Source organism: Streptomyces sp. cf386, from assembly GCF_900103585.1.
In the GTDB taxonomy this organism is placed as follows: domain Bacteria; phylum Actinomycetota; class Actinomycetes; order Streptomycetales; family Streptomycetaceae; genus Streptomyces.
Map to the genome: position 1 here is coordinate 174,581 of NZ_FNHV01000011.1, position 25,924 is coordinate 200,504.

23 protein-coding genes are annotated in these 25,924 nt (G+C 69.7%); 13 read left to right on the plus strand and 10 right to left on the minus strand.

Features of this window, described 5'->3' with window-relative positions:
- Positions 1-205: 205 nt before the first annotated feature.
- The gene (locus BLU79_RS27695; RefSeq protein ID WP_093908640.1) at positions 206-1,039 is read left to right on the plus strand and encodes an HAD family hydrolase; all 834 of its coding nucleotides are present in this window, start codon (positions 206-208) and stop codon (positions 1,037-1,039) included.
- A gap of 514 nt (positions 1,040-1,553) precedes the next feature.
- On the opposite strand, the gene BLU79_RS27700 is transcribed toward BLU79_RS27695, so the two are convergent.
- Positions 1,554-2,378, minus strand: coding sequence for a Fic family protein (locus tag BLU79_RS27700; RefSeq protein ID WP_093908641.1), 825 nt, complete (start codon positions 2,376-2,378; stop codon positions 1,554-1,556).
- A 154-nt stretch (positions 2,379-2,532) separates the two neighbouring features.
- Here BLU79_RS27700 and BLU79_RS27705 point away from each other — a divergent pair, with 154 nt between their 5' ends.
- Positions 2,533-3,543 carry an ATP-binding protein gene (locus tag BLU79_RS27705; RefSeq protein ID WP_093908642.1) on the plus strand — a complete coding sequence of 337 codons (1,011 nt, stop codon included), beginning with the start codon at positions 2,533-2,535 and terminating at the stop codon, positions 3,541-3,543.
- 64 nt (positions 3,544-3,607) lie between these two features.
- Here the strand turns inward: BLU79_RS27705 and BLU79_RS27710 are convergent, their stop codons facing one another.
- Positions 3,608-4,951 (minus strand): polysaccharide deacetylase family protein, encoded by a 1,344-nt coding sequence (locus BLU79_RS27710; protein WP_093908643.1) that lies wholly within the window; start codon positions 4,949-4,951, stop codon positions 3,608-3,610.
- Between the two features lie 300 nt (positions 4,952-5,251).
- Here BLU79_RS27710 and BLU79_RS27715 point away from each other — a divergent pair, with 300 nt between their 5' ends.
- Together BLU79_RS27715 and acs are read left to right on the plus strand one after the other, a co-directional pair.
- The gene (locus BLU79_RS27715; RefSeq protein ID WP_093908644.1) at positions 5,252-7,915 is read left to right on the plus strand and encodes a bifunctional SulP family inorganic anion transporter/carbonic anhydrase; all 2,664 of its coding nucleotides are present in this window, start codon (positions 5,252-5,254) and stop codon (positions 7,913-7,915) included.
- Positions 7,916-8,308: 393 nt separating this feature from the next.
- The gene (gene acs, locus BLU79_RS27720; RefSeq protein ID WP_093908645.1) at positions 8,309-10,267 is read left to right on the plus strand and encodes an acetate--CoA ligase; all 1,959 of its coding nucleotides are present in this window, start codon (positions 8,309-8,311) and stop codon (positions 10,265-10,267) included.
- Between the two features lie 100 nt (positions 10,268-10,367).
- Here acs and BLU79_RS27725 read toward each other — a convergent pair whose 3' ends face one another.
- A complete protein-coding gene (locus BLU79_RS27725) occupies positions 10,368-11,324 on the minus strand; it encodes a DUF4344 domain-containing metallopeptidase (protein WP_256333496.1) in 957 nt (318 codons plus the stop codon).
- Positions 11,325-11,726: 402 nt separating this feature from the next.
- Here BLU79_RS27725 and nhaA point away from each other — a divergent pair, with 402 nt between their 5' ends.
- From nhaA to BLU79_RS49260, 4 genes are all read left to right on the plus strand, one after another.
- Positions 11,727-13,166 (plus strand): Na+/H+ antiporter NhaA, encoded by a 1,440-nt coding sequence (nhaA, locus tag BLU79_RS27730; RefSeq protein ID WP_093908646.1) that lies wholly within the window; start codon positions 11,727-11,729, stop codon positions 13,164-13,166.
- A 77-nt stretch (positions 13,167-13,243) separates the two neighbouring features.
- Positions 13,244-13,735, plus strand: a complete 492-nt coding sequence (locus tag BLU79_RS27735) for a phage holin family protein (RefSeq protein WP_093908647.1) — start codon at positions 13,244-13,246, stop codon at positions 13,733-13,735.
- A complete protein-coding gene (locus tag BLU79_RS27740; protein ID WP_093908648.1) occupies positions 13,732-14,682 on the plus strand; it encodes an alpha/beta fold hydrolase in 951 nt (316 codons plus the stop codon). Before BLU79_RS27735 ends, BLU79_RS27740 begins: the two co-directional genes overlap by 4 nt.
- Before the next feature lie 127 nt (positions 14,683-14,809).
- Positions 14,810-14,992 carry a hypothetical protein gene (locus BLU79_RS49260; RefSeq protein WP_078662374.1) on the plus strand — a complete coding sequence of 61 codons (183 nt, stop codon included), beginning with the start codon at positions 14,810-14,812 and terminating at the stop codon, positions 14,990-14,992.
- A gap of 117 nt (positions 14,993-15,109) precedes the next feature.
- Here BLU79_RS49260 and BLU79_RS27750 read toward each other — a convergent pair whose 3' ends face one another.
- The 3 genes from BLU79_RS27750 to nth form a co-directional block, all read right to left on the minus strand.
- Positions 15,110-16,309, minus strand: a complete 1,200-nt coding sequence (locus BLU79_RS27750; RefSeq protein ID WP_093908649.1) for a MarP family serine protease — start codon at positions 16,307-16,309, stop codon at positions 15,110-15,112.
- A 156-nt stretch (positions 16,310-16,465) separates the two neighbouring features.
- Positions 16,466-17,161: an NUDIX hydrolase gene (locus BLU79_RS27755; RefSeq protein ID WP_093908793.1), complete on the minus strand. Its 696-nt coding sequence runs from the start codon at positions 17,159-17,161 to the stop codon at positions 16,466-16,468.
- Between the two features lie 106 nt (positions 17,162-17,267).
- Positions 17,268-18,323 carry an endonuclease III gene (gene nth, locus BLU79_RS27760; protein WP_093908650.1) on the minus strand — a complete coding sequence of 352 codons (1,056 nt, stop codon included), beginning with the start codon at positions 18,321-18,323 and terminating at the stop codon, positions 17,268-17,270.
- 369 nt (positions 18,324-18,692) lie between these two features.
- On the opposite strand from nth, the gene BLU79_RS27765 reads away from it, so the two are divergent.
- From BLU79_RS27765 to BLU79_RS27775, 3 genes are all read left to right on the plus strand, one after another.
- Positions 18,693-19,367 carry a Crp/Fnr family transcriptional regulator gene (locus BLU79_RS27765; RefSeq protein WP_030046018.1) on the plus strand — a complete coding sequence of 225 codons (675 nt, stop codon included), beginning with the start codon at positions 18,693-18,695 and terminating at the stop codon, positions 19,365-19,367.
- A gap of 119 nt (positions 19,368-19,486) precedes the next feature.
- The gene (locus BLU79_RS27770) at positions 19,487-20,353 is read left to right on the plus strand and encodes an NUDIX hydrolase (protein ID WP_093908651.1); all 867 of its coding nucleotides are present in this window, start codon (positions 19,487-19,489) and stop codon (positions 20,351-20,353) included.
- Between the two features lie 31 nt (positions 20,354-20,384).
- Positions 20,385-21,215 (plus strand): MBL fold metallo-hydrolase, encoded by an 831-nt coding sequence (locus tag BLU79_RS27775; protein ID WP_093908652.1) that lies wholly within the window; start codon positions 20,385-20,387, stop codon positions 21,213-21,215.
- Between the two features lie 8 nt (positions 21,216-21,223).
- On the opposite strand, the gene BLU79_RS27780 is transcribed toward BLU79_RS27775, so the two are convergent.
- From BLU79_RS27780 to BLU79_RS27790, 3 genes are all read right to left on the minus strand, one after another.
- Entirely contained in the window at positions 21,224-22,051 is an 828-nt protein-coding gene (locus BLU79_RS27780; protein WP_093908653.1) for a nucleotidyltransferase, read from the minus strand.
- Positions 22,052-22,142: 91 nt separating this feature from the next.
- Entirely contained in the window at positions 22,143-22,610 is a 468-nt protein-coding gene (locus BLU79_RS27785; protein ID WP_093908654.1) for a RidA family protein, read from the minus strand.
- Positions 22,607-22,768, minus strand: a complete 162-nt coding sequence (locus BLU79_RS27790) for a Sp36 family protein (RefSeq protein WP_010986011.1) — start codon at positions 22,766-22,768, stop codon at positions 22,607-22,609. The genes BLU79_RS27785 and BLU79_RS27790 overlap by 4 nt, the downstream gene beginning before the upstream one ends.
- 106 nt (positions 22,769-22,874) lie before the next feature.
- Here BLU79_RS27790 and BLU79_RS27795 point away from each other — a divergent pair, with 106 nt between their 5' ends.
- A complete protein-coding gene (locus BLU79_RS27795) occupies positions 22,875-23,852 on the plus strand; it encodes an ATPase BagA (RefSeq protein ID WP_093908655.1) in 978 nt (325 codons plus the stop codon).
- A 52-nt stretch (positions 23,853-23,904) separates the two neighbouring features.
- A complete protein-coding gene (locus tag BLU79_RS27800; protein WP_093908656.1) occupies positions 23,905-25,299 on the plus strand; it encodes an ATPase BagB in 1,395 nt (464 codons plus the stop codon).
- Positions 25,300-25,314: 15 nt separating this feature from the next.
- Here BLU79_RS27800 and wblA read toward each other — a convergent pair whose 3' ends face one another.
- Positions 25,315-25,653 carry a transcriptional regulator WblA gene (wblA, locus tag BLU79_RS27805; protein WP_177001200.1) on the minus strand — a complete coding sequence of 113 codons (339 nt, stop codon included), beginning with the start codon at positions 25,651-25,653 and terminating at the stop codon, positions 25,315-25,317.
- Positions 25,654-25,924 lie beyond the last annotated feature (271 nt).

Below are 25,924 nucleotides of genomic sequence, written 5' to 3' on the forward strand. Positions count from 1 at the left end.
CCGCACTCGAAGAGAGAAAACCCACCCGGACATGCGACGACCCCCGCCGGGGGGGAGAGCGGGGGTCGTCTCCACGGCCGACTCGGGGGGGGGAGGAGTCGGACCGGGTTAGCACGGTCGCGAACGATCCGTGACTTCCATGGTGTACCCGAGAGCCCTCTCAGGCAAACCCACGCGCCCACCTTACGCCGAATGGGCTGCGCCTATGCTCGGGGTCGTGGAAAACCACTCCTTGCCCCGCACAGCCGCCTTCTTTGACCTGGACAAGACGGTCATTGCGAAGTCGAGCACGCTCACGTTCAGCAAGTCGTTCTACCAAGGCGGTCTGATCAACCGCAGGGCCGCGTTGCGGACCGCATATGCCCAGTTCGTCTTCCGAGTCGGCGGTATGGACCATGACCAGATGGAGCGCACGCGCAAGTACCTCTCCGCGCTCGTCCGCGGCTGGAACGTCCAGCAGGTCAAGGAGATCGTCGCCGAGACGCTGCACGACCTGATCGACCCGATCATCTACGACGAGGCCGCCTCCCTCATCGAGGAGCACCACACGGCCGGCCGCGACGTCGTGATCGTGTCCACGTCGGGCGCCGAGGTGGTCGAGCCGATCGGCGAGTTGCTCGGCGCCGACCGCGTGGTGGCCACCCGCATGGTCGTGGGCGACGACGGCTGCTTCACCGGGGAGGTGGAGTACTACGCATACGGCCCGACGAAGGCCGAGGCGATCATGGAACTGGCCGAGTCCGAGGGCTACGACCTCTCCCGGTGCTACGCCTACAGCGACTCGGCCACCGACTTGCCGATGCTTCAGGCCGTCGGCCGGCCGCATGCCGTGAACCCCGACCGCGCGCTGCGCCGCGAGGCACTCGCGCGCGGGTGGCCGATTCTCGACTTCCACCGCCCCGTTCGGCTCAAGAAGCGCATCCCCACATTCTCGGTACCACCGCGTCCCGCCCTTCTCGCGGCCGCCGCCGTAGGAGCCGCCGCGGCCACCGCGGGCCTCGTCTGGTACGCGAGTCGACGCCGTACGGCACTCGCCTGACCTGCGCGGCCCGGGTTCCGGATGCCCTGTTCGGCACACCGGCGCCCTTTTGACACCTTTTTGAGAGTAAAAGTAAAGAACTGCAGCCAGGGCTTCCGCTTGGTTGGGTCCTGGAGTACAAAGGACTCAACGGCCCGCGAGACCAAGGACATCCGAAAGGATCACCTTTAATACGCATTTGGCCCCACGGACCGAGCATGAACATTGGGCACCCACGCGACGTCGACCCGTCGATTACGGGCCAGCCGCACCAGGTGACGGGCAAAGTTCCCGACCTGATGGGCAACATATCGAGGACGCTTGGTAACCCGGTGAACATGCCAGCGGCGGTACGAATCCTCGTACCGCCGCAACTCGTTCGAGCCCCCGTGTGGGGCTTTTCTCATGCCCTGCGGATCGCAGTCCGCAAAACGACGCCCCACGCGCGCGTGCGCCATGACGGCTCCACGCGCACCCGTGCTTCACGACAGCCCCACGCGCACGCGTACTTCACGACAGCCCCAACGCGCGCGACCTACGCCGCCCCGCGCTGCAGCGCCTCGCACACCGCTGTCGACTCACGCGCCCCGAGCTCGATCGCCTTGCCGCAGTGGGCGATCCAGGCGGCCATGCCCTCGGGCGTGCCGGAGACATAGCCGTCGAGCGCCGCCAGATAGGCCGCCCGGCCCAGTTCGGCGTGGCCGACCTCGGCCGGGCAGACGGACTTCGGGTCGAGGCCGCTGCCGACGAGGACGATGCGCTCGGCCGTTCGCGCGATCAGGCCGTTGTGGGACGTGAAGGGGCGCAGCGCGAGGAGTTCGCCGTGTACAACGGCGGCCGTCACCAAGGCGGGTGCCGAACCGCCGGCGATGATCAGCTCGGACAACCCCTCCAGACGGCCGTGCACCTCCGCCGCGCTCGGCGGCGCCAATTCGACCAGCGGCTCGTCGACCGGCTCGCCCTCCTGGCGCGGGCGCCCGACCGTGTCGTCATCGCTCGCCGCGGCCACCAGGTGCAGCCGCGCCAGCACCCGTAGCGGAGACTGCCGCCAGATGGACAGCAGTTGGCCCGCCTCGGCGGTCAGCCGCAGGGCCGCGCCCATGACGCGGGCCTCGTCGTCACCGCTGAAGTCGGTTCGCCGACGGACCTCTTCAAGTGCCCATTCGGCGCCCGACAGCGCCGCGGAACCACGGGCTCCGCGCAGGGCCGCCTCGGAGGTGATCTCGTTGCTACGGCGTCGCATGATCCGGTGCCCGTAGACCCGGTCCACGGCCTTGCGCACGGACTCAACGGACTCGGGCACCCCTGGCAGCGACCCGAGGGCCGCGAGCGGATCGGCGGTCGCGCCTGTCGTACTCATGAGTACGACACTACGCGCCCACCCCTCACCCGACACCGCAGCCCCAGCCCCCGTCGGACTTCGCCCTCATCAACGGGTCCGCACCCCACGATCGAGTGGCCTTCCCCCCACACGCCTGCCACATACAGCTACCACCCCACTACTCTTCGTGAACATGAAAATTGCTTTCGTCGGGAAGGGCGGCAGCGGCAAGACGACCCTGTCCTCCCTGTTCATCCGCCAGCTCGCCTCGACCGGCGCACCGGTCGTCGCCGTCGACGCCGACATCAACCAGCACCTGGGAGCCGCGCTCGGACTCGACGAGGCGGAGGCCGCTGCGCTGCCCGCGATGGGCGAGCGATTGCCGCTGATCAAGGACTGGGTGCGCGGCTCCAATCCGCGGATCGCCTCCGTCGAGACGATGATCAAGACGACACCGCCCGGCGAGGGGTCACGGCTGCTGCGGGTGTCCGAGCGGAATCCGGTGTTCGACGCCTGCGCCCGGCCGGTGGAACTCGACGGCGGTGCCGTCCGTTTGATGGTCACCGGCCCCTTCACGGACTCCGACCTGGGAGTGGCCTGCTACCACTCCAAGACGGGGGCGGTGGAGCTGTTCCTGAACCACCTGGTGGACGGCCCCGACGAGTACGTCGTGGTCGACATGACGGCGGGCTCGGACTCCTTCGCCTCCGGCATGTTCACCCGCTTCGACATCACGTTCCTCGTCGCCGAGCCGACCCGGAAGGGGGTCTCCGTCTATCGCCAGTACAAGGAGTACGCCCGCGACTTCGGAGTCGTCCTGAAGGTCGTCGGCAACAAGGTGCAGGGCCAGGACGACCTCGACTTCCTCCGCGCCGAGGTCGGGGACGACCTGCTGGTGACCGTCGGGCACTCGGACTGGGTGCGCGCCATGGAGAAGGGCCGCCCGCCCAGGTTCGATCTCCTGGAGGACACCAACCGCCTCGCCTTGCGCCGGCTGCACACGGCCGTGGACGCGACGTACGAGCTGCGGGACTGGGAGCGCTACACGAGCCAGATGGTGCACTTCCATCTGAAGAACGCCCTGTCCTGGGGGAACGAGCGCACCGGGGCCGACCTGGCGGCGCAGATCGACCCCGGATTCGTCCTCGGCGAGAGCCTCACCGCCCTGACTGAGGGCAACTCCCGCCTGACTCCGACCGCTTGAACCTCCACGACCACTACCGCCCAACCCCTTCCCACCCCCCAACCTGCTTCCTACCGCCCAGCCGCTACTGCATGACCGCCGGCGCCCCGGGCACTCCCTTCGGGGCCGGGGCCGGACGCCCCGAAAGGAAGGACGCCCAGCCCTGCTTCGGGGCCTCGCCGACCTCGAGCGTGCGCAGCTTCTTCAGAGTCGCCGGGTCCTGGGCGTCCAGCCAGTCGGCCAGTTGCCGGAAAGAGACGCAGCGCACGTCGGGCTTGTTGCAGACGGCCTCGATGACCTCCTCGACGGCGCGCATGTAGGTGCCGCCGTTCCAGGACTCGAAGTGGTTGCCGATGATCAGGGGTGCACGGTTGCCGGTGTAGGCCCGGTGGAAGCCCCTGAGCAGGCCGTCCCGCATCTGGTCGCCCCAGAATTCGTACTTGGCTGGGTCGCCCTGGCTCGTGGCGCCCGACTGGTTGACCATGAAGTTGTAGTCCATGGTGAGCTGCTCGTAGGAGTGCCCGGGGAACGGCACGAGTTGCATCGACAGGTCCCACAGGCCTCCCTTCTTCCCCGGCCAGACCTGGTTGTTGACACCGCTGGAGTCATAGCGGAAGCCCATCTCATAGGCGGCCTTCATGAAGTTCTTCTGGCCCTCCAGGCAGGGTGTGCGGGCGCCGATGAGTTCCTTGTCGTAGTCGAAGGGCAGGGGCGCCGCGTGGGCCATGCCGGTGTTGGTCTTCCAGGACTTCACGAACCTCTTCGCCTGGGCGATCTCGTCCTTCCACTCCTCCACCGACCATTCGCCGACTCCGCCGCCGCTGCCGCAGAAGTGGCCGTTGAAGTGGGTCCCGATCTCGTTGCCCTCCAGCCAGGCCAGGCGCAATTGCTTCGCGGTGTCGGCGATGCCCTCCTCGTCGTTGAAGCCGATGTCGGAGCTGCCCGGGGAGTGCTGCGGCGGGCGGTACAGGTCGCGCTTGTGGCTCGGCAGCATGTACACGCCGCTGAGGAAGTACGTCATCGTGGCGTTGTTCGCCGTGGCGACCTGGCGGAAGTGGGAGAACAGCTTCTGACCGTCCTCGCCGGCGCCGTCCCAGGAGAACACCACGAACTGTGGTGGCTTCTGACCGGGCTTGAGTCGTTCGGGTCTGAGCAGGTGCGGCTGGGCTCCGGTGTACGCGGTGGACCCGTCACCGATCAGGCGTACGACACTCTTGGGCGCGGGCGCCGCCGGCTTCGCCATCTCGGGTCCCGGCGCCCCCTGCCGGGGCGCTTCGGTGCCGGTCGCGCAACCGGCGAGTGATGCGGCGCAGACCGCGGCGATCGCGGTGCCCGCCGCGATCCTGTGCGTCCCGACGACCCTGTGCGTCACAGCGACGCGGGGGGTGGTGATACTGCGCGGGGCGGCGTTCCTGCGGGTGGCGGCCATGTTCCGTCCACCTTCTTCCTTCTCTCGGGAGCCGACAGCGCCGCCAAGGTCGCATGGGGCCGAGAAGGAATTAGTACGACAAGCCGACTAATGAGCCACTTCACCCTTCAGGGGGATTTATTAGTCCATTTGCTCGGAAAAACTATTCCCGCCCTTTACTCTGCATTACGATCCGTTTACCGACTGTTGTTTCATCCCGCCGCTGCACGCCGTGACCACACGGCCGCGACCCGACCCCTCGCCCATGAGCGGGGGACCACCAGATCCGCGACCGCGCTGCCCCGGAGGAAGACGGGAAACATGTCCGCCTGCGTCCCCACCCGCGCCGACGACCCGAGTCGAGCGGAGCGCACCCACGAGCCCCACAGCCCACCCCCGAACCGGCCCCGCCGCCACCGAATCGCGGGAGCCGATCTCTCGGCATCGATCGCGGTCTTCCTGATCGCGCTTCCCCTTTCCCTGGGCATCGCCCTCGCCACCGGCGCACCCCTCCAGGCAGGCCTTGTCGCCGCCGCCGTCGGAGGGATCGTCGCCGGATGGCTGGGCGGATCCCCGCTCCAGGTCAGCGGCCCCGCCGCCGGCCTCACCGTGGTCACCGCCGACCTCATCCATCAGTACGGATGGCGGACGACCTGCGCCATCACCGTCCTCGCCGGAGTCGCCCAACTCGGGCTGGGCTCCCTGCGTGTGGCGCGCGGCGCGCTCGCCGTGAGCCCCGCCATCGTGCACGGCATGCTCGCCGGCATCGGCGTCACCATCGCCGTCGCCCAGTTGCATATCGTCGTCGGCGGCACCCCGCAGAGCTCCGTGCTCGACAACCTCCGCGCGCTGCCCGCCCAGTTGGCCGAGCTGCGGCCCGCCGCAGCGTCGGTGAGCGCGCTGACCCTGGCTCTGCTGCTGCTCCTACCGCGGATTCCGGGCCGGGCCGGACGTCTCCTGCGCAAGATCCCGGCCGCGCTCATCGCCGTCGCCGGTGCCACCACGGCCGCCTCACTCGCCGGCCTGACCCTGCCCAAGGTCGACCTGCCGTCCTGGCGCAGCCACGCCCTGGCCGGGCTGCCCGAAGGCCCGGTGCTGGGCCTGATCGCCGCGGTGCTGACCACCACGCTGGTGTGCAGCGTGCAGTCGCTGCTCGGCGCGGTCGCCGTGGACAAGATGGTGGCCTCGCGTCCCGGCCTGCCCGCCCGCGTCGGACGCTCCCACCTGGACCGCGAACTGCTCGGGCAGGGTGCCGCAAACATCGTCTCCGGCACGCTCGGCGGACTGCCCGTCGCCGGTGTGGCGGTGCGGAGTTCGGCGAATGTGCAATCCGGTGCCATCAGCCGGAACTCCACGATGCTGCACGGCGTTCTCGTAGTAGTCGCCGCGCTGCTGATGGTCCCGATCCTGGAGCTCATCCCGCTCGCCTCGCTCGCCGCCCTGGTGATGGCCGTCGGCATCCAGATGGTGTCCCTGCACCACATCCGCACGGTGACCCGCCACCGAGAGGTGCTGGTGTACGCAGTCACCACCCTCGGCGTGGTGGTCTTCGGTGTCCTGGAGGGCGTGGTCCTGGGCATCGCCATGGCCGTCGCCGTCGCCCTGCACCGCCTCACCCGCACCCGGATCACACATGACGAGAAGGAAGGAGTCCATCACGTACACGTACGAGGCCAGTTGACGTTCCTCGCGGTGCCACGGCTCAGCCGAGCCCTGCATCTCGTGCCCCAAGGCTCCCACGCCGTCGTGGAGTTGGACGGGTCGTTCATGGACCACGCGGCGTACGAGTCACTGCAGGACTGGCAGAACACGCACACCGCGCACGGCGGCTCCGTAGACCTGGTCGGCCGCAGAGCCGGGGTCCGGATCGGCGAACCCACCACACCGGTCGGCCTCCATCTCGACGCGGGGAAGGACAGGACCGAGTCGGCCGACTGCCGTTGCCATCCCTGGACGGCCTGGCGCAACCACCAGTGCGAGATCCCCGAGTCCGTCCCGTCCCACGACGGATGCGAGGGCCACGCCGGGGCAGCGCAGGCGACCGGGACCAGCGACACCGAGGGGTCGGGCAACACCCACGGATCCGGCAGCACCCACCGGTCGGGCAACACTCACAGGTCCAGCGGCACCCACAGGTCCGGCGCGTCCGGCACCACCGACGCCTCCCCCACCCCCGGCGAGCCCCACCCGGACGCCGGGACGCGGTCGAGCGGCGCAGTCGCAGGGGCCCGCGATGCCGATGGACCGACCGGATCCGGCTGCTGCACCGGCAAGAGCCGAGCGGACGGATCCGGCGGGGCCGACGGGAGTCGACCGAGCGCGCAGCAACTGGCCCGCGGTATCAGCGCGTTCCAGCGCAACACCGCACCCCTGGTGCGGGGCGAGCTGGCACGGCTGGCGCGCGAGGGGCAGCAGCCTTCCCAGCTGTTCCTCACCTGCGCGGACTCACGGCTGGTCACGTCGATGATCACGTCCAGTGGTCCCGGCGACCTGTTCGTGGTGCGCAACGTGGGCAACCTCGTTCCGCTGCCCGGCCGGGAGCGCGGGGACGACTCGGTGGGTGCGGCGATCGAGTACGCCGTGGACGTGCTGCAGGTGCGGTCGATCACGGTGTGCGGGCACTCCGGGTGCGGGGCCATGCAGGCACTGCTCGGTTCCGAGCCCGGCGGTCCGCCGACCCCGCTCAGGCGGTGGCTGCGGCATGGGCGGCCGAGCCTGGAGCGGATGTCCGACGGGAACCGACCGTGGGCCAGACTCGCCGGGCGGGCGCCGGCCGACGCGGTCGAGCAGCTCTGTCTGACCAACGTGGTCCAGCAGTTGGAGCATCTGCGGGCGCATGAGTCGGTGGCCCGGGCGCTGCGGGCGGGGGCGCTGGAGTTGCACGGGATGTACTTCCACGTGGGCGAGGCTCAGGCGTATCTGCTCACCGAGGGGAACGGGGACGGGGTGTTCGACGACGTGGGGGTGGCGGATCTGTCGGCGTGAGGCGGGAAGGTGTGCGCGGCCCTGGTCGGGCGCGGGGCCGGTCGGCTCGGCCCTCGTCGGCTCGGGGCCGCGCATCATGTGCGGCTGACCCAGGTGCGGCCGCACGCCCAGGTGGGGGCGTGACGCTGCCACCCGGGTGGCGGCGCTTCACCCGAGGGTGCCGCTTCACCTGCACCTGCTCGGAATGTGAAAGGGATTACAGAGCTGAACCGGGTTCGTCCGGCGTCCGTGGGAACGGATGACCCCGGCACTGAAAGGGCAGCTCGGGGCCCTCCCGGGCCCACCCCCGCCGACAGGTCTAAACCAATTTTCCGTCGACCCTTGTCATCGGGCCCCCGGGTCTGATGAGCTGTGGCCTGGGACACAACGGACACCCTGGGAAAGGGAGATGTCGTGAGCAACGAAAGCCTGGCCAACCTGCTCAAGGAAGAGCGCAGGTTCGCACCCCCCGCCGACCTGGCCGCCGACGCCAACGTCACCGCGGAGGCGTATGAACAGGCCAAGGCTGACAGGCTCGGCTTCTGGGCCGAGCAGGCCCGTCGGCTGACCTGGGCCAAGGAGCCGACGGAGACGCTGGACTGGTCGAACCCGCCGTTCGCGAAGTGGTTCAAGGACGGCGAGCTCAACGTCGCCTACAACTGCGTGGACCGGCATGTGGAGGCCGGCCACGGCGACCGGGTCGCCATCCACTTCGAGGGGGAGCCCGGCGACAGTCGCGCCCTCACCTACGCCGAGCTCAAGGACGAGGTCTCCAAGGCCGCCAACGCCCTGCTGGAGCTCGGGGTTCAGAAGGGCGACCGGGTCGCGGTGTACATGCCGATGATCCCGGAGACGGCGGTCGCGATGCTGGCCTGCGCGCGGATCGGCGCCGCGCACTCCGTCGTGTTCGGCGGCTTCTCGGCGGACGCCCTCGCCACCCGTATCCAGGACGCGGACGCCAAGGTCGTCATCACCTCCGACGGCGGCTACCGGCGCGGCAAGCCGTCCGCGCTCAAGCCGGCCGTGGACGAGGCGATCGGCAAGGTGGACAACGTCGAGCATGTGCTCGTGGTCCGCCGTACCGGCCAGGACGTCGCCTGGGACGACAGCCGGGACGTCTGGTGGCACGAGATCGTCGAGCGGCAGTCGGCCGAGCACACCCCCGAGGCCTTCAACGCCGAGCAGCCGCTCTTCATCCTCTACACGTCCGGCACGACGGGTAAGCCCAAGGGCATCCTGCACACCTCCGGCGGCTACCTCACCCAGGCGTCGTACACCCACCACGCGGTCTTCGACCTCAAACCGGCGACCGACGTCTACTGGTGCACCGCCGACGTCGGCTGGGTGACCGGCCACTCGTACATCGTGTACGGGCCGCTGGCCAACGGCGCGACGCAGGTCATGTACGAGGGCACGCCGGACACCCCGCACCAGGGCCGTTTCTGGGAGATCGTGCAGAAGTACGGGGTGACCATCCTGTACACGGCGCCGACGGCCATCCGTACGTTCATGAAGTGGGGCGACGACATCCCCGCGAAGTTCGATCTGTCCTCCCTCAGGGTCCTCGGGTCGGTGGGTGAGCCCATCAACCCCGAGGCCTGGATCTGGTACCGCAAGCACATCGGGTCCGACCTGACGCCAATCGTGGACACCTGGTGGCAGACCGAGACCGGCGCGATGATGATCTCGCCGCTGCCGGGCGTCACGGACACCAAGCCGGGTTCCGCGCAGACGCCGTTGCCCGGTATCGCCGCGACCGTGGTCGACGACGAGGCGAACGAGGTGCCCAACGGCGGTGGCGGCTACCTGGTGCTGACCGAGCCGTGGCCGTCGATGCTGCGCACCATCTGGGGCGACGACCAGCGGTTCCTCGACACGTACTGGTCGCGCTTCGAGGGCAAGTACTTCGCCGGTGACGGGGCGAAGAAGGACGACGACGGGGACATCTGGCTCCTCGGGCGCGTCGACGACGTCATGCTGGTGTCGGGGCACAACATCTCCACCACGGAGGTCGAGTCCGCCCTGGTCTCCCACCCGTCCGTCGCCGAGGCGGCCGTGGTCGGTGCCACCGACGAGACCACCGGGCAGGCGATCGTCGCCTTCGTGATCCTGCGCGGTACGGCGAACGCCGAGGACGAGGGACTCGTGGGCGAACTGCGCAACCACGTCGGCAGCACGCTCGGCCCGATCGCCAAGCCGAAGCGGATCCTGCCGGTGGCCGAGCTGCCGAAGACCCGGTCCGGCAAGATCATGCGCCGGCTGCTGCGGGACGTCGCAGAGAACCGCCAGCTCGGTGATGTGACGACGCTGACCGACTCGACCGTCATGGACCTCATCCAGGCAAAGCTCCCGGCGGCGCCGAGCGAGGACTGAGTCTCCGCGAACCCTCTGAGAAGCTCATTCCTTCCTAAGCACCACGGCGGCTCCGGGTGGGGTTGCCGTGGTGTTCGAGGCACGGAATTCGTACGCCTTCTCATTGCCCGCGGCGGAGCTTGTCGAGCTCCTTCTCGAAGGCCTTCATCTCCGCGATCAGGTGGTCGCGTGCGTTCTCCTGCGTCTTGTCGCCCTGGTCCTTGAACGCCTCGCTGAAATGTGGCCTGAGTTGGGTCCACCAGCCGTAGTCCAGCATCGCCCATGCCTGCGGACACAACGGAGCACGGGTTTTGGGCAGGTAACCCGCACCGACCAGTGGCTCGTAGAACCTCTTCGGGTCGCTCCCCTCGAGGTAGCAAAGGAAGTTGAAGACCCGTTGCTGGGTGACGGGGTGATCGCTTGAGAGCCCCTCCAACGTCAGCTTGCCCTCGTCGCGGGCGAGCTCGTCGAAAAGGATTGCGGCCGCCAGCGACGGCCCCGGTCCAACCTCGTTGACGGTGTAGAACGACGCGAACCCGTCTGCGGCGTCCTCCTCGAGGCCCAGGTTCGGAAGCAGAAGCTGGCGCTGCAGAGCATGGCCCATCTCGTGGCCGAAGATGAACTGGGTCGACAACGCGGTCAGGTCGTCGGCGTTGAACTCGGCCTCGGGGAACAGGGCGGGACGCTTGACGGTCTTGACCACGTCGCTGAGGATCCCTTGGATCTGGGTCAGGAACGGCGGGGGCACATAGATCGTCCTGCCGTCGGGCTGGGTGACCGCATCCGTAACGCCCGGTGGGACCTTGCCGGTGACTTTCACGTCCAGGTCATGAGGGAGGGCGACCGACTTGTTCACCCAGTCGGCGGCCTGCTCGAACACCCGGGACTTCCGGACCACCGCTACGGCCTGCTTGTCCTTCGGCTTGATCGTGTTGTCCTCGTAGACGACCGTGACCTTGCCGTTCGCGTTCGCGCCAGCCTTGTCGCTGTCGCCGGCACACGAGACGACCGCGAAACCGCCGACGAGCAGGGCCCCTGCGAAAGCAGTCCTCAGCAAGTAGCCACCACTGCTCAGCACCCTGGCCAGCTCCTTTCCTTGGTCAAGGCGTTGGGGAGCGCGGCTGCCCATTCATGGTCTCCAAAGCCATTTCCCGATGCCGCAGGCAGGGCTCGAACCTGACATGCGGATTATGATCAACGAATCTGGTGTCCACAATGATCCGCTTTCGGCAGTTTTCCTCGTGTCCGTTCAAACTGGCCGCGATCTTGCACCACGGCGACGGAAGTACCACCCGCCCATCGCGCGCCGGGCGACCCTTTTCTGCCTACCGTGAGACGTACCGGACACCTCCCGCCGCCCCTTAGGCAAACTAAACAAATGCACCTTAGGTAAGCTAATAAAAACAACGTCAACCTCAGGTGCGCCGGGAAGTCTGGTCGGCATGCGCTCCGCCCTGCCCACCGACCGGAGGTCTCCCCCGTGCCCGCGCCCCACACCACGGCCCCCGCCCGCAAGATCCTCGGGCGGCTGTCGCTCCCCGAGCGGACGTTCGTCGCGGACGCGCTGCGCACCGAGACCGTCGGTGGCGTACTGCTGCTCATCGCCGCGGTCACGGCGCTGGCCTGGGCGAACGTGCCCGCATTGCAGGCCAGTTACGAGACCGTCCGCCATTTCCACCTCGGCCCCGAAGCCCTCGGCCTGAGCCTGTCCATCGAGCACTGGGCGGCCGACGGGCTACTCGCGATCTTCTTCTTCGTCGCCGGGATCGAGCTCAAGCGTGAGCTGGTGGCCGGCGATCTCAAGGACCCCAAGGCGGCCGTACTGCCCGTCGTCGCCGCGCTGTGCGGGATGGCGGTGCCCGCGCTCGTCTACACGCTGACCGTTGTCACCGGGGGCGGCTCGACGGAGGGCTGGGCGGTCCCGACCGCGACGGACATCGCCTTCGCGCTGGCCGTGCTCGCCGTCATCGGCACCTCCCTGCCGAGCGCGCTGCGCGCCTTCCTGCTCACCCTCGCCGTCGTCGACGACCTCTTCGCGATCATGATCATCGCGATCTTCTTCACCGACCGGATCAACTTCGCCGCGCTCGCGGGTGCCGTCGTCGGACTGGGCGTCTTCTGGCTGCTGCTGAGGAAGGGCGTACGCGGGTGGTACGTGTACATCCCGCTCGCCCTCGTCATCTGGGGGCTGATGTACAACAGCGGCGTCCACGCCACCATCGCGGGCGTGGCGATGGGCCTGATGCTGCGCTGCACACGGCACGAGGGCGAGCCGCACTCCCCCGGTGAGCACATCGAGCATCTCGTACGTCCCCTGTCGGCAGGGCTTGCAGTCCCGCTGTTCGCGCTGTTCAGCGCCGGTGTGGCCATCTCCGGCAGCGCGCTCGGCGATGTGTTCACCCAGCCGGAGACACTCGGCGTCGTCCTCGGGCTGGTCGTCGGCAAGACGATCGGCATCTTCGGCGGGACATGGCTGACGGCCCGTTTCACCAGGGCCTCGCTCAGCGACGACCTGGCGTGGGCCGACGTGTTCGCGGTGGCCACCCTCGCCGGGATCGGCTTCACCGTCTCGCTGCTCATCGGTGACCTCGCCTTCGCGGGCGACGCCGCACTGACCGACGAGATCAAGGCCGCCGTACTGCTCGGGTCCCTCACCGCGGCGACCCTGGCGACGGTGCTGCTGAAGATACGGAACGCCAAGTACCGCCGGATGGTCGAGGACGAGGAGCGCGACGAGGACGCGGACGGCATTCCGGACATCTATGAGGAGGACGAGCCGGAGTACCACCTGCGGCTGGCCGCCATCTACGAGCGCAAGGCCGTCGAGCACCGCCGTATCGCCCTGGAGAAGGCCGCCGCACGCAACGCGCTTGCCGAAGTGGCGGGCGGGGCAGGCGACGAGGAGCAGCGTCGGGCATGATCTGACGGGACGGTACAAAAGACGGAACCGTACGCAGTCAGGCAGAAGACGGAACCGTAACTACGAGGGAGACCGCGATGAGCGCACCCGACGGCAGCCCGGTCGGCGCCGAACGCAGCATCGGCCAGCTGTTCGCCTCGGCGACGACCGAAATGTCGGCGCTGGTGCACGACGAGATCGCCCTGGCGAAGGCGCAGCTCAAGCAGGACGTCAAGCGCGGCGCGACGAGCGGCGGCGCGTTCACGGCGGCCGGAGCGGTGCTGGTGTTCTCCCTGCCGATGCTGAACTTCGCCCTCGCGTACGGCATTCGGACCTGGAGCGACTGGAACCTCGCGATCTGCTTCCTGTTGTCCTTCGCGGCGAACGTCATCGTCGCCCTCGTGCTCGCGCTGATCGGCGTCCTCTTCGCGAAGAAGGCCAAGAAGAGCAAGGGTCCGCAGAAGGTCGCCGCCTCGATGAAGGAGACGGCGGGCGTCCTGCAGAAGGCCAAGCCCCATCCGCGTCCGGCGCCGGAGCTGGAGGACCGGGCGCCCGCGGCCATCGAGGCTGTGGCACGCTCGTCGTCATGACGGATCCCGCCACCCCTTCGGCCCAACCCGCCTCGGTCGTACGACTGGACGTCCCCGGCGGGAAAGAGGTGACCCACCGGGACGTGGCCGCCAACGGTGCGCGCTTCCACATCGCGGAGATGGGCGACGGCCCGCTGGTCCTGCTGCTGCACGGCTTCCCGCAGTTCTGGTGGACCTGGCGGCACCAGCTCGTCGCCCTCTCCGACGCGGGCTTCAGGGCGGTGGCGATGGACCTCAGGGGGGTCGGCGGCAGCGACCGTACGCCGCGTGGTTACGACCCGGCCAACCTCGCCCTCGACATCACCGGCGTGATCCGCTCCCTCGGCGAGCCCGACGCCGCGCTGGTCGGCCACGACCTGGGCGGCTATCTGGCGTGGACGGCGGCCGTGATGCGCCCCAAGCTCGTCCGGCGGCTCGCGGTCGCGTCCATGCCGCATCCGCGGCGCTGGCGCTCGGCGATGCTCTCGGACGTCAAGCAGACGAGTGCGAGTTCCTACATCTGGGGGTTCCAGCGGCCCTGGATCCCCGAGCGACAACTGACCGCCGACGACGGGGCGCTGGTCGCCCGGCTGATCCGGGACTGGTCGGGTCCGCGCCTGCCGGACGACGACGCGGTGGACACGTACCGTCGCGCGATCTGCATCCCGTCGACGGCGCACTGCTCCATCGAGCCGTACCGCTGGATGGTGCGCTCGCTGGCCCGCCCCGACGGCATCCAGTTCAACCGCCGTATGAAGCGGCCGGTCCGTGTGCCGACGCTGCATCTGCACGGCTCCCTCGACCCCGTGATGCGCACGCGCAGCGCGGCCGGCTCAGGCGAGTACGTCGAAGCGCCGTATCGCTGGCGGCTGTTCGACGGGCTGGGGCACTTCCCTCATGAGGAGGACCCGGTCGCGTTCTCGGCCGAACTGATCAACTGGCTGAAAGACCCGGAACCCGATCGGTGACCGCGCCGATGCGCCCGGTATCCGGAACTGAACACCTGTCCTACGAACAGCCAATTGCCTGGCGCATAGGCCAATTGGGCGCCCTGGAGGCGGTTATCGACCTTGGGGCAGGGGCAGACGTCGGGGTATGGGCTGGACGCACGACTACAGTGACGCAGCACGCAATCGCCGCTCGGCCGGAGGGCTGAGCTCCCACCAGCGAGGCAGCGCCCCGCAGATGCCGGGCTCAGACCTACGGGTGGGCATTCCGCGCATTCTGCGCCGCCGGGCCCGCTGGGTCTCGGTGCGCCTGCGCCACCCGCGCGGCTGACCTGCCGCCTTTCCACGACCGGGCTCACCCGCCCCGCGACCAGGGCTCACGCCCTTCGGCTCGCGGGGCCCGACAGCCCCTTCGGCACTCGGGCTCAACAGCCCTTCGGCACTCGGCCTACAGCGCGCAGCTGTCGCTGTCCACCTGCTGGTTGGCGGTACGGCCCTTGACGATGTCCTCCTGGATCTCGTCCGCGGTGAGGGCGTAGCCGGTGTTGGCGTCGTCGAGCGACTTGGCGAAGACCACGCCGTACACCTTGCCTTCGGGCGTGAGCAGCGGGCCGCCGGAGTTGCCCTGGCGGACGGTCGCGTACAGCGAGTAGACGTCACGGCGCACGGTGCCGCGGTGGTAGATGTCCGGGCCGTTGGCCGGGAGGCGGCCACGCACGCGGGCGGCACGCACGTCGTACGCCCCGTTCTCCGGGAAGCCCGCGATGATCGCGCTGTCGCCGCTCTGGGCGTCGGTGGTGGAGAACCGCAGCACGGGCGCCTTCATGTCCGGCACGTCGAGTACGGCGATGTCGCGCTCCCAGTCGTAGAGGACGACCGTCGCGTCGTACTTCCTGCCCTCGCCGCCTATCTGGACGGTGGGTTCGTCGACACCGCCGACCACATGTGCGTTGGTCATGACGCGGCGGTCGGCGAAGACGAAGCCGGTGCCCTCCAGGACCTTGCCGCAACTCGTCGCCGTGCCCATGACCTTGACGATGGAACGCTGCGCGCGGGTGGCCACCGGGCTGTTGGCCAGGGCCGGATCGGGCGGCCGGACGTCGTTGATCGGCTCGTTCGAGAACGGGCTGAAGACCTGTGGGAAGCCGTTCTGCGCGAGGACCGAGGAGAAGTCCGCGAACCAGGTGTCCGCCTGGTCGGGCAGCGCCCGTGACACCCCGAGGAGCACCTTGGAATTACGGACCTCCTTGCCGAGCGTCGGCAGCGTCGTCCCGGCGAGCGCGGAACCGATCAACCAGGCGACGAGCAGCATCGCGACGACGTTGACGAGGGCGCCGCCGGTCGCGTCCAGGGCGCGGGCCGGCGACCAGGTGATGTACCGGCGCAGCTTGTTGCCGAGGTGGGTGGTCAGGGCCTGGCCGACGGAGGCGCAGACGATCACAACGACGACCGCGACGACGGCGGCGGTCGTGCTCACCTCGGCGTTGTCGGTCAGCGCGTCCCAGATGACCGGGAGCAGATACACGGCCACGAGACCGCCGCCGAGGAAGCCGATCACCGACAGGATGCCGACGACGAAGCCCTGGCGATAGCCGACGATCGCGAACCACACGGCGGCGACCAGCAACAGGATGTCCAGCACGTTCACCGGTTCTAGCCTCGCCTCATCACTTTTCGCTCACCACGGGTCGGCCGCGGGCCCGGCCCGCCACACAGCGGAAACCCGCCACGCAGCAGAAACCCGCCACACAGCGGAATTCGGACACAACGGCCCCCGGGATGACACAGCACGGCAGACACCCTGTCATGACCGCCAGTCGAGCGGGACCTGCTTGCCCCGGTCCCAGGGCTGCTCCCAGCCCGAGAAATGCAGCAGGCGGTCGATGATCCCGGCCGTGAAGCCCCAGACCAGGGCCGATTCGACCAGAAATGCCGGACCTCGGTGGCCGCTGGGGTGGACGGTGGTGGCGCGGTTGTCCGGGTTCGTGAGATCCGCCACGGGGACGGTGAAGACGCGGGCCGTCTCATTCGGATCGACGACGTCGACCGGGCTCGGCTCGCGCCACCAGCCCAGCACCGACGTGACCACGAAGCCGCTGACCGGGATGTACAGCTTGGGCAGCACCCCGAAGAGCTGGACACCGCTCGGATCGAGCCCGGTCTCCTCCTCGGCCTCGCGGAGAGCAGCCCGCAACGGCCCGTCGGCCTGTGGGTCGCCGTCCTCGGGGTCGAGGGCGCCACCGGGGAAAGAGGGCTGTCCGGCGTGCGAGCGCAGGGAGCTGGCCCGCTCCATGAGCAACAGCTCGGGCCCGCGCTCCCCCTCGCCGAAGAGGATCAGTACGGCGGACTGGCGCCCCGCGCCGTTCTCCGGCGGCAGGAATCGGCTCAGCTCCAGCGGCTCGACGGTCTCCACCACCCGCACCACCGGATCCAGCCAGCCTGGCAGCCCCTCCTTGCTGATCACCACCGGTCCGTCCTGCGTATCGCTCACGCGCGTCATCGCCACCCCCGTCGTCCTGTCGAGTCCAACGCCCGAGGGCACCGAGATCGTTCCGGCCGGACGGCAGGAGGGCCCGACAGCGCCCGGCTCTGCCCGGTTCCCACCGTCATCCGGCCCCCAGGGGCGGGGCCGGCTTGCCGCCCGCGTCCAAGTAGGACTGCGGGGGCCTGAGGCGCTGGCCGGGGAAGCCGCCCTTCTCGTACTTGAGGAGCTTCTTCGCCTTCTCCGGGTCCGTCTCGCCCTCGCCGTACGCCGGGCAGAGCGGCGCAATGGGGCAGGCGCCGCACGCGGGCTTGCGGGCGTGGCAGATACGGCGGCCGTGCCAGATCACGTGGTGCGAGAGGTCCGTCCAGTCGCTCTTGGGGAACAGCTCGCCGATCTCGGCCTCGATCTTGTCGGGGTCCGTCTGCTCGGTCCACTGCCAGCGCCGCACCAGCCGCTGGAAGTGCGTGTCCACGGTGATGCCGGGGCGGCCGAAGGCGTTGCCGAGCACGACGAAGGCCGTCTTGCGGCCGACGCCGGGCAGCTTGACCAGGTCCTCCAGCCGGCCCGGGACCTCGCCCCCGTGGTTCTCCACCAGCGACTTGGACAGGCCCATCACCGACTTGGTCTTGGCCCGGAAGAAACCGCACGGACGGAGGATCTCCTCGACCTCCTCCGGGTTGGCGGCGGCCAGGTCCTCGGGGGTGGGGTACTTGGCGAAGAGCGCGGGGGTCGTCTGGTTGACGCGCAGGTCGGTGGTCTGGGCGGACAGCACTGTGGCGACGACGAGCTGGAAGGGGTTGTCGAAGTCCAGCTCGGGGTGGGCGTACGGGTAGACCTCGGCGAGCTCGCGGTTGATACGGCGGGCCCGGCGGACGAGGGCGGTGCGGGACTCGGCGGTGGCCTTCTTGGGGGCGACGGCGGGTTTCTGGGCAGCGGCCTTCTTCTCGGTCACCGTCTTCTGTTCGGTCGCCGTCTTCTTCTCGGTCGCCGCCTTCTTCGTACTCGCCGTCGCCTTCGTGCTCGCCGTCTTCTTCGCACTCACTGTCTTGCTCGTACTCGCCGTCTTCTTCACCGCCGCAGACCTCTTCACCGCCGCCTTGTTCGCCGGCACGGCCTGTTCTGCGGGCGCAGCCTTCCTCGCAGGCGCGGCCTTCTTCCCGGCCGCCGACGTCTTCACCGCTGCATTCCCGTCACCCACAGCCGCCCCACGCGGCGCCCTTTTCACCGCTTTTATGGTTTTCCTTCCGCCACCAGGGTCCTGTTCGCCCACAGCGGAATCGCGACGTACAACCACCCGCCCAGCCCCCTTGGCCTGTGCTCTCACCGGCGATTTGGACACCCGGCCAGCCTAAAGCCCGGCACTGACATCCGCCCCGGACCTCGAAGATCGGCCCCCAATTGGACCCCTGCCGCTTACCTCGGGACACCTGTGCGGCATCCTTGTGACAGATCACACTGTTTGGACCGTCCGGCAAAATGGGGAGCACGGTCCCCTGGTACCAAGGGGGAGCAAGATCCCCTGAGCAGGTCGACAAGGAGAGAACTCGTGGACGACCCTCTGCGGCGCAATCCGCTCTTCGCGGCTCTCGACGACGAGCAGTCCGCGGAACTGCGCGCCTCCATGAGTGAGGTGACCCTCGCACGTGGCGACTCCCTGTTCCACGAGGGCGACCCGGGCGACCGGCTCTACGTCGTCACCGAGGGCAAAGTAAAGCTCCACCGCACGTCCCCCGACGGCCGCGAGAACATGCTCGCCGTCGTCGGCCCCGGCGAGCTCATCGGCGAGCTGTCCCTCTTCGACCCGGGCCCGCGCACGGCGACCGCCACCGCGCTGACCGAGGTCAAGCTGCTGGGCCTGGGCCACGGCGACCTCCAGCCCTGGCTGAACGCCCGCCCCGAGGTGGCCACCGCGCTGCTGCGCGCGGTCGCCCGCCGACTGCGCCGCACCAACGACGCGATGTCCGACCTGGTCTTCTCGGACGTCCCGGGCCGCGTGGCCCGTGCGCTCCTCGACCTCTCCCGCCGGTTCGGCGTGCAGTCCGAAGAGGGCATCCACGTCGTGCACGACCTGACGCAGGAGGAGCTCGCGCAGCTCGTCGGCGCGTCGCGTGAGACGGTCAACAAGGCGCTCGCGGACTTCGCCCAGCGCGGCTGGCTCCGTCTGGAGGCCCGTGCGGTGATCCTGCTGGACGTGGAGCGACTGGCCAAGCGGTCGCGGTAGACGCGCCAAGTCGTACGACGCCGGGGTCCCGTCTCACTGCGAGGCGGGGCCCCGTCGCCGTTGGCCACCCGGGCAGGCCACCCCTCGAACATCCGCGCACCACGAGATAGCCTCCGCCCATGGCAAACGGGCAGTGGTACCCACCTGAGTGGCCGGACCGTATCCGTGCACTCGCGGAAGGAAACCTGACCCCAGCCGCCGCCAAGCGGGCGGCCACCGTCATGCTGCTCAGGGACACCGGCGCCGGACCTGCCGTGCACATGCTGCGCCGCCGCGCCTCCATGGCCTTCGCCGGTGGGGCGTACGCCTATCCCGGCGGCGGCGTCGATCCGCGCGACGAACATCCGGTGCGCTGGGCGGGCCCCACGCGCGCGTGGTGGGCCGGGCGGCTCGGCGTCGACGAGGCCACGGCACAGGCGATCGTCTGCGCGGCCGTGCGGGAGACGTACGAGGAGGCGGGCGTCCTGCTCGCCGGGCCGACCGACGATTCCGTCGTCGGTGACACCACCGGTGAGGACTGGGAGGCGGACCGCGCGGCCCTGGTCGCCCGGGACATGTCGTTCGCCGAGTTCCTGGACCGTCGGGGTCTGGCCCTGCGTTCGGACCTGCTGGGCGCCTGGACCCGCTGGATCACCCCGGAGTTCGAACCCCGCCGTTACGACACCTGGTTCTTCGTCGCCGCCCTCCCGGAGGGCCAGCGCACCCGCAACGCCTCCACCGAGGCGGACCGTACGGTGTGGATCCGGCCCTCGGACGCGGCCGCCGCGTACGACAAGGGCGAGTTGCTGATGATGCCGCCCACGATCGCGACCCTGCGCCAGCTGACCGGGTACGGCAGCGCCGCCGAGGCCCTCGCCGCCGCCCCCGACCGCGACCTCACCGCCGTCCTCGCGCAGGCCCGGCTCGACGAGGGCGAGATCGTGCTCTCCTGGCCCGGCCACGACGAGTTCACCAAGCACATCCCGACCGGCGGAGCCCCCGCATGACCGTGCCCGCAGCCCTGGAAGGCCTCCTCGTATGACGGACGCAGCAGCCCTGCCCGGCCAGCCGCGAGGCGGAATCCTCTCCGGCCCGGCCACCCCGCGTGCCGTCAACGTCCTCGCGCCCAACCCGTCCGCGATGACGCTGGACGGCACCAACACCTGGATCCTCGCCGAGCCGGACTCCGACCTGGCCGTCGTCGTCGACCCGGGCCCGCTGGACGAAGGTCACCTGCGCCATGTCGTCGACACCGCCGAGAAGTCCGGCAAGCGCATCGCCCTGACCCTCCTCACGCACGGCCACCCGGACCACGCCGAGGGCGCCGCACGCTTCGCCGAGCTGACCGGCACGCACGTGCGTGCCCTCGATCCGGCGCTGCGGCTCGGCGACGAGGGGCTCGGCGCCGGGGACGTGGTCACCGTCGGCGGCCTGGAGCTGCGCGTCGTACCGACGCCCGGGCACACCGCCGACTCCCTCTGCTTCCATCTCCCGGCCGACCGCGCCGTCCTGACCGGCGACACGATCCTGGGCCGCGGTACGACGGTCGTGGCGCACCCCGACGGCCGTCTCGGCGACTACCTGGACTCCCTGCGGCGGCTCAGGTCCCTCACGGTCGACGACGGCGTGCACACCGTCCTCCCGGGCCACGGCCCCGTCCTGGAGGACGCCCAGGGCGCCGTCGAGTTCTACCTCGCCCACCGCGCCCACCGCCTCGCCCAGGTCGAGACGGCGGTCGAGGACGGCTACGGCACTCCGGCCGAGGTCGTCGCCCATGTGTACGCGGACGTGGACCGCTCCCTGTGGCCGGCGGCCGAGCTGTCGGTGCGGGCGCAACTGGAGTACCTGGAGGAGCACGGCCTCATCTAGCCCGTGCCTCAGGCCTTCTGGAGCCGCGGCGCTTTGACCCCGTGCACGCGCGCGTACTCGTCCGCGAGCCACGGCCCGAGGTCCTCGACGTACGACCGGAGGATGCCCGCGTCGCTCGTCGGCTCGTACCCGAGCACGGCCGCCACCCGCATCTGCTCGGCCCGCGCGGGGTAGTACGACGCGAAGGCTTCCGCCATCTCCCCCAGATCGCTGGTCCACCCACCCCAGCGGGGCATGACCAGCGTGAACCCGGTCCGCACGAGACGCCGCGACATGAACCGCACGAGCGTCCGCCGCGCGTCCTCGCTGTCGCCGGCGCCCGCGATCCGCTCACGCCACCGAGGCAGCAGAAGGCCGAGATCGCCGTTGGTCTCGCGCGCGAGCAGCGTGTCGGGGCGATAGCGCGGCAGGTATTCCGCGAGGTCCTCCCCCAGCAGGGGCGTACAGAGGCAGGCGACGAACCATCCGAGGTCGTACGTCTCCAGATCGCTCAGCAGCCGCCCGCGGCTGTCCAGCAGCGTCCCGGACCCGTCGATCTGCGCGAACTCCTTGTCCAGCGCCTCGTCGAGCGTGCGCGCGTCCGTCCGGTCCGCATCGGTCGGTTCCGCGCGCAGGGCGACCAGCAGATCCAGGTCGCTGCGCCCCACGCGCGCGGTGCCGCGCGGAATCGCCCCATAGAGGTAGGCGCTGTGCATCCGCGCCCCGAACACGTCCAGGAGGCGGTCGCGCGCGGTGGCGACGACCGGTCGGAAGGCGTGGGGGATGCGCGCGAGGGAGCCCTCGCGCGCGATGCACCCCTGTGCGTCGAGCCCCCTGCGGAGAGCGGTTCCGGCCATGGGGCCACTGTGCCCTGCCGGGAGGCTGGGGGGCGGCTCATTTCACGGCTGGAACACGCCGCCCCCACCACCAAAGAGCCTGCCCAAGGGCCTACGCCCCCGTCAGCTCCACCTGGACCTCGACCTCCACCGGCGCGTCCAGCGGAAGCACGGCCACGCCCACCGCGCTGCGCGCGTGGACGCCCTTGTCGCCGAGGACCTGGCCCAGGAGTTCGCTCGCGCCGTTGAGGACGGCGGGCTGGCCGGTGAAGTCCGAGGCCGAGGCCACGAAGCCGACGACCTTCACCACGCGCGCGATGCGGTCCAGGTCGCCCGCCACCGACTTGACGGCCGCGAGGGCGTTCAGGGCGCAGGTGCGGGCGAGTTCCTTGGCCTCCTCGGGGGTGACCTCCGCGCCCACCTTGCCGGTGACCGGGAGCTTGCCCTCCACCATGGGGAGCTGGCCGGCGGTGTAGACGTACACGCCCGACTGGACCGCCGGCTGGTACGCGGCGAGCGGGGGCACGACCTCCGGGAGCGTCAGGCCCAGCTCGGCGAGTTTCGCCTCGACCGCGCTCATGCCTGCCTCTCCCGCTTCAGGTAGGCGACGAGCTGCTCGGGGTTGTTCGGCCCGGGCACGACCTGGACGAGCTCCCAGCCGTCCTCGCCCCAGGTGTCCAGAATCTGCTTCGTGGCGTGGACGAGCAGCGGCACGGTTGCGTATTCCCACTTGGTCATGTGGCCGACTTTATCCGCTGCCCGGCAGGGGTCGTGCGGCCGACCGCGGTCACGTTGTCCACAGGCTGTCGCGTAGTCGGTGGGCCGACTGGTTAGGCTCGAAGGCGTGAGCAGGCTCCAGGTCGTCAGCGGCAAGGGCGGGACCGGAAAGACCACGGTCGCCGCCGCGCTCGCGCTCGCCCTCGCCACCGAGGGGAAGCGGACGCTTCTCGTCGAGGTCGAGGGCAGGCAGGGCATCGCGCAGCTCTTCGAGACAGAGGCGCTGCCCTATGAGGAGCGGAAGATCGCCGTCGCTCCAGGTGGCGGGGAGGTGTATGCCCTCGCCATCGACCCCGAACTGGCCCTTCTGGACTATCTCCAGATGTTCTACAAGATGGGCGGCGCCGGCCGGGCGCTGAAGAAGCTCGGCGCCATCGACTTCGCCACCACCGTCGCGCCGGGGCTGAGGGACGTCCTGCTGACCGGCAAGGCGTGTGAAGCCGTGCGCCGCAAGGAGAAGAGCGGGCGGTTCGCCTACGACTACGTCGTGATGGACGCGCCGCCCACGGGCCGCATCACCCGCTTCCTGAACGTCAACGACGAGGTGGCGGGGCTGGCCAGGATCGGGCCGATACACAATCAGGCGCAGGCCGTGATGCGAGTGCTGAAGTCGGCGGAGACGGCCGTACATCTGGTGACGCTGCTGGAGGAGATGCCCGTCCAGGAGACCGTGGACGGGATCGCCGAGCTGCACGCGGCACGGCTGCCGGTGGGACGGATCATCGTGAACATGGTGCGGCACGAGGTGTTGGACGCGACCGACCTGGAACTCGTACGAACGGTTCCGCGCGCCGCCGTCGCCAAGGCGCTGTCCTCGGCCGGGCTGGGCGGGGCGCGGCGCGGCGGGAACGCCGAGCGGCTGGTGGACCCGCTGCTGGCGCAGGCCGACGAGTACGCCGAGCGGCACGCGCTGGAGCACGAGCAGCGGGGGGTCCTCGACGGACTGGAGCTGCCGGTGCACGAACTGCCGCTGCTGGCCGAGGGCATGGATCTGGCGGGCCTGTACGAACTCGCGGGCGAGCTGCGGGAACAGGGCCTGTCATGAGTCCGTTCACAGTTCGGGAGCAGTACGCGGTACGTCGGAAGCAGGGGATGTCATGAGCCGTCCGGAAGCCGCCCACGCGCACGACGCCGCACGCCACCCCCCGCGCCTCTCCCCCGCGCGCGTGCTCGACCTCGACCCGCTGCTCGACGATCCGAAGACCCGCATCGTGGTGTGCTGCGGCTCGGGCGGCGTCGGCAAGACCACCAGCGCGGCCGCGCTGGGGCTGCGGGCCGCCGAGCGGGGGCGGAAGGTCGTCGTGCTCACCATCGACCCGGCCCGCCGGCTCGCCCAGTCCATGGGCATCGACTCCCTCGACAACACCCCACGCCGGGTGAAGGGCGTCGAGGGCACCGGCGAGCTGCACGCGATGATGCTCGACATGAAGCGCACCTTCGACGAGATCGTCGAGGCGCACGCGGACCCCGAGCGGGCGGCCGCGATCCTGGGCAACCCCTTCTACCAGTCGCTCTCGGCGGGCTTCGCGGGCACGCAGGAGTACATGGCGATGGAGAAGCTGGGGCAGCTGCGGGCCAGGGACGAGTGGGATCTCATCGTCGTGGACACCCCGCCGTCCCGCTCCGCGCTGGACTTCCTGGACGCCCCCAAGCGGCTCGGCTCGTTCCTGGACGGCAAGTTGATCCGGGTGCTGCTGGCCCCGGCGAAGGTCGGCGGGCGCGCGGGGATGAAGTTCCTGAACGTCGGCATGTCGATGATGACCGGAGCGCTCGGCAAGCTGCTCGGCGGGCAACTGCTGAAGGACGTGCAGACGTTCGTGGCCGCGATGGACTCGATGTTCGGCGGGTTCCGCACGCGCGCGGACGCCACGTACAAGCTGCTCCAGGCGCCCGGTACGGCGTTCCTGGTGGTGGCGGCGCCGGAGCGGGACGCGCTGCGGGAGGCCGCGTACTTCGTGGAGCGGCTGGCCGCGGAGGACATGCCGCTCGCGGGTCTGGTGCTCAACCGGGTCCACGGCAGCGGCGCCGACCGGCTGTCGGCCGAGCGCGCGCTCGCCGCCGCGGAAAATCTTGAAGAGCCCCGCATTGTGGATCAGGAGGGCGGGAAAGCTGGACTTCGTAACTCCCCCGACACGTACGACAGTTCAGAATCGGCCGCTTCCGAAGCTCCCACTCCTGACGAAGGCTCCCCCGCCGCCACGGACATGGAGCGAACCGCGACCACGGACGAACCACAGTCCGTCGCCCCTCATGTGGAGCGGTCCGTCGACCAGCTCACCGCAAGCCTGTTGAGGCTGCACTCCGAGCGTATGCAGCTGCTCTCCCGCGAGCAGCGCACGCGTGATCGCTTCACCGCACTCCACCCCGAGGTGGCGGTGGCCGAAGTGGCCGCGCTGCCCGGCGATGTGCATGACCTCGCGGGACTGCGGGACATCGGAAACCGGCTCGCGGCCCATCGGCCGGAGCTGCCTGACCCCGCGGTCGACGCCTGAGGAGGACGGGCCCCCTCAGCTCACCGCCGCGAAGTCCTCGTACACCTGGTCGTCGTCGAGCGGCAGGATGCCCACCCCCCGCTCGTACTCCGTACGCGCGGTCTCCAGCAGCCGGCGCCACGAGGTGACGGTCGGCCGCCTGCGCAGCAGTGCGCGGCGCTCCCGCTCCGTCATGCCTCCCCACACACCGAACTCGACGCGATTGTCGAGCGCGTCGGCCAGGCACTCCGTGCGCACCGGGCATCCGGTGCACACCGCCTTGGCCCTGTTCTGCGCTGCTCCCTGAACGAACAGTTCATCCGGATCGGTAGTGCGGCAGGCCGCCTGCGCACTCCAGTCGACTACCCAGCCCATACCGGCGCCGTCCTCTCCCGAATCGAGGCTCCCCCACGGCGGCAGCGGCATATTCACCGCCGCCAGTTGAGGACGTTACGGAAGGTGGGCACAGCGCAACACCCCCTTCGGGCCCAATCTTGAATGGCCCGAACGGACTATGCGTAAGCGGCAGATCACCCGGGGGAGTGAGCTGGCGACATGCGTGACTTTCCCGGCAAACCGGGACAGTTCCGTTGAGTCACAACGGACGCCGGATGACACACAAGGCGGATTCGGACACGCGCCCACC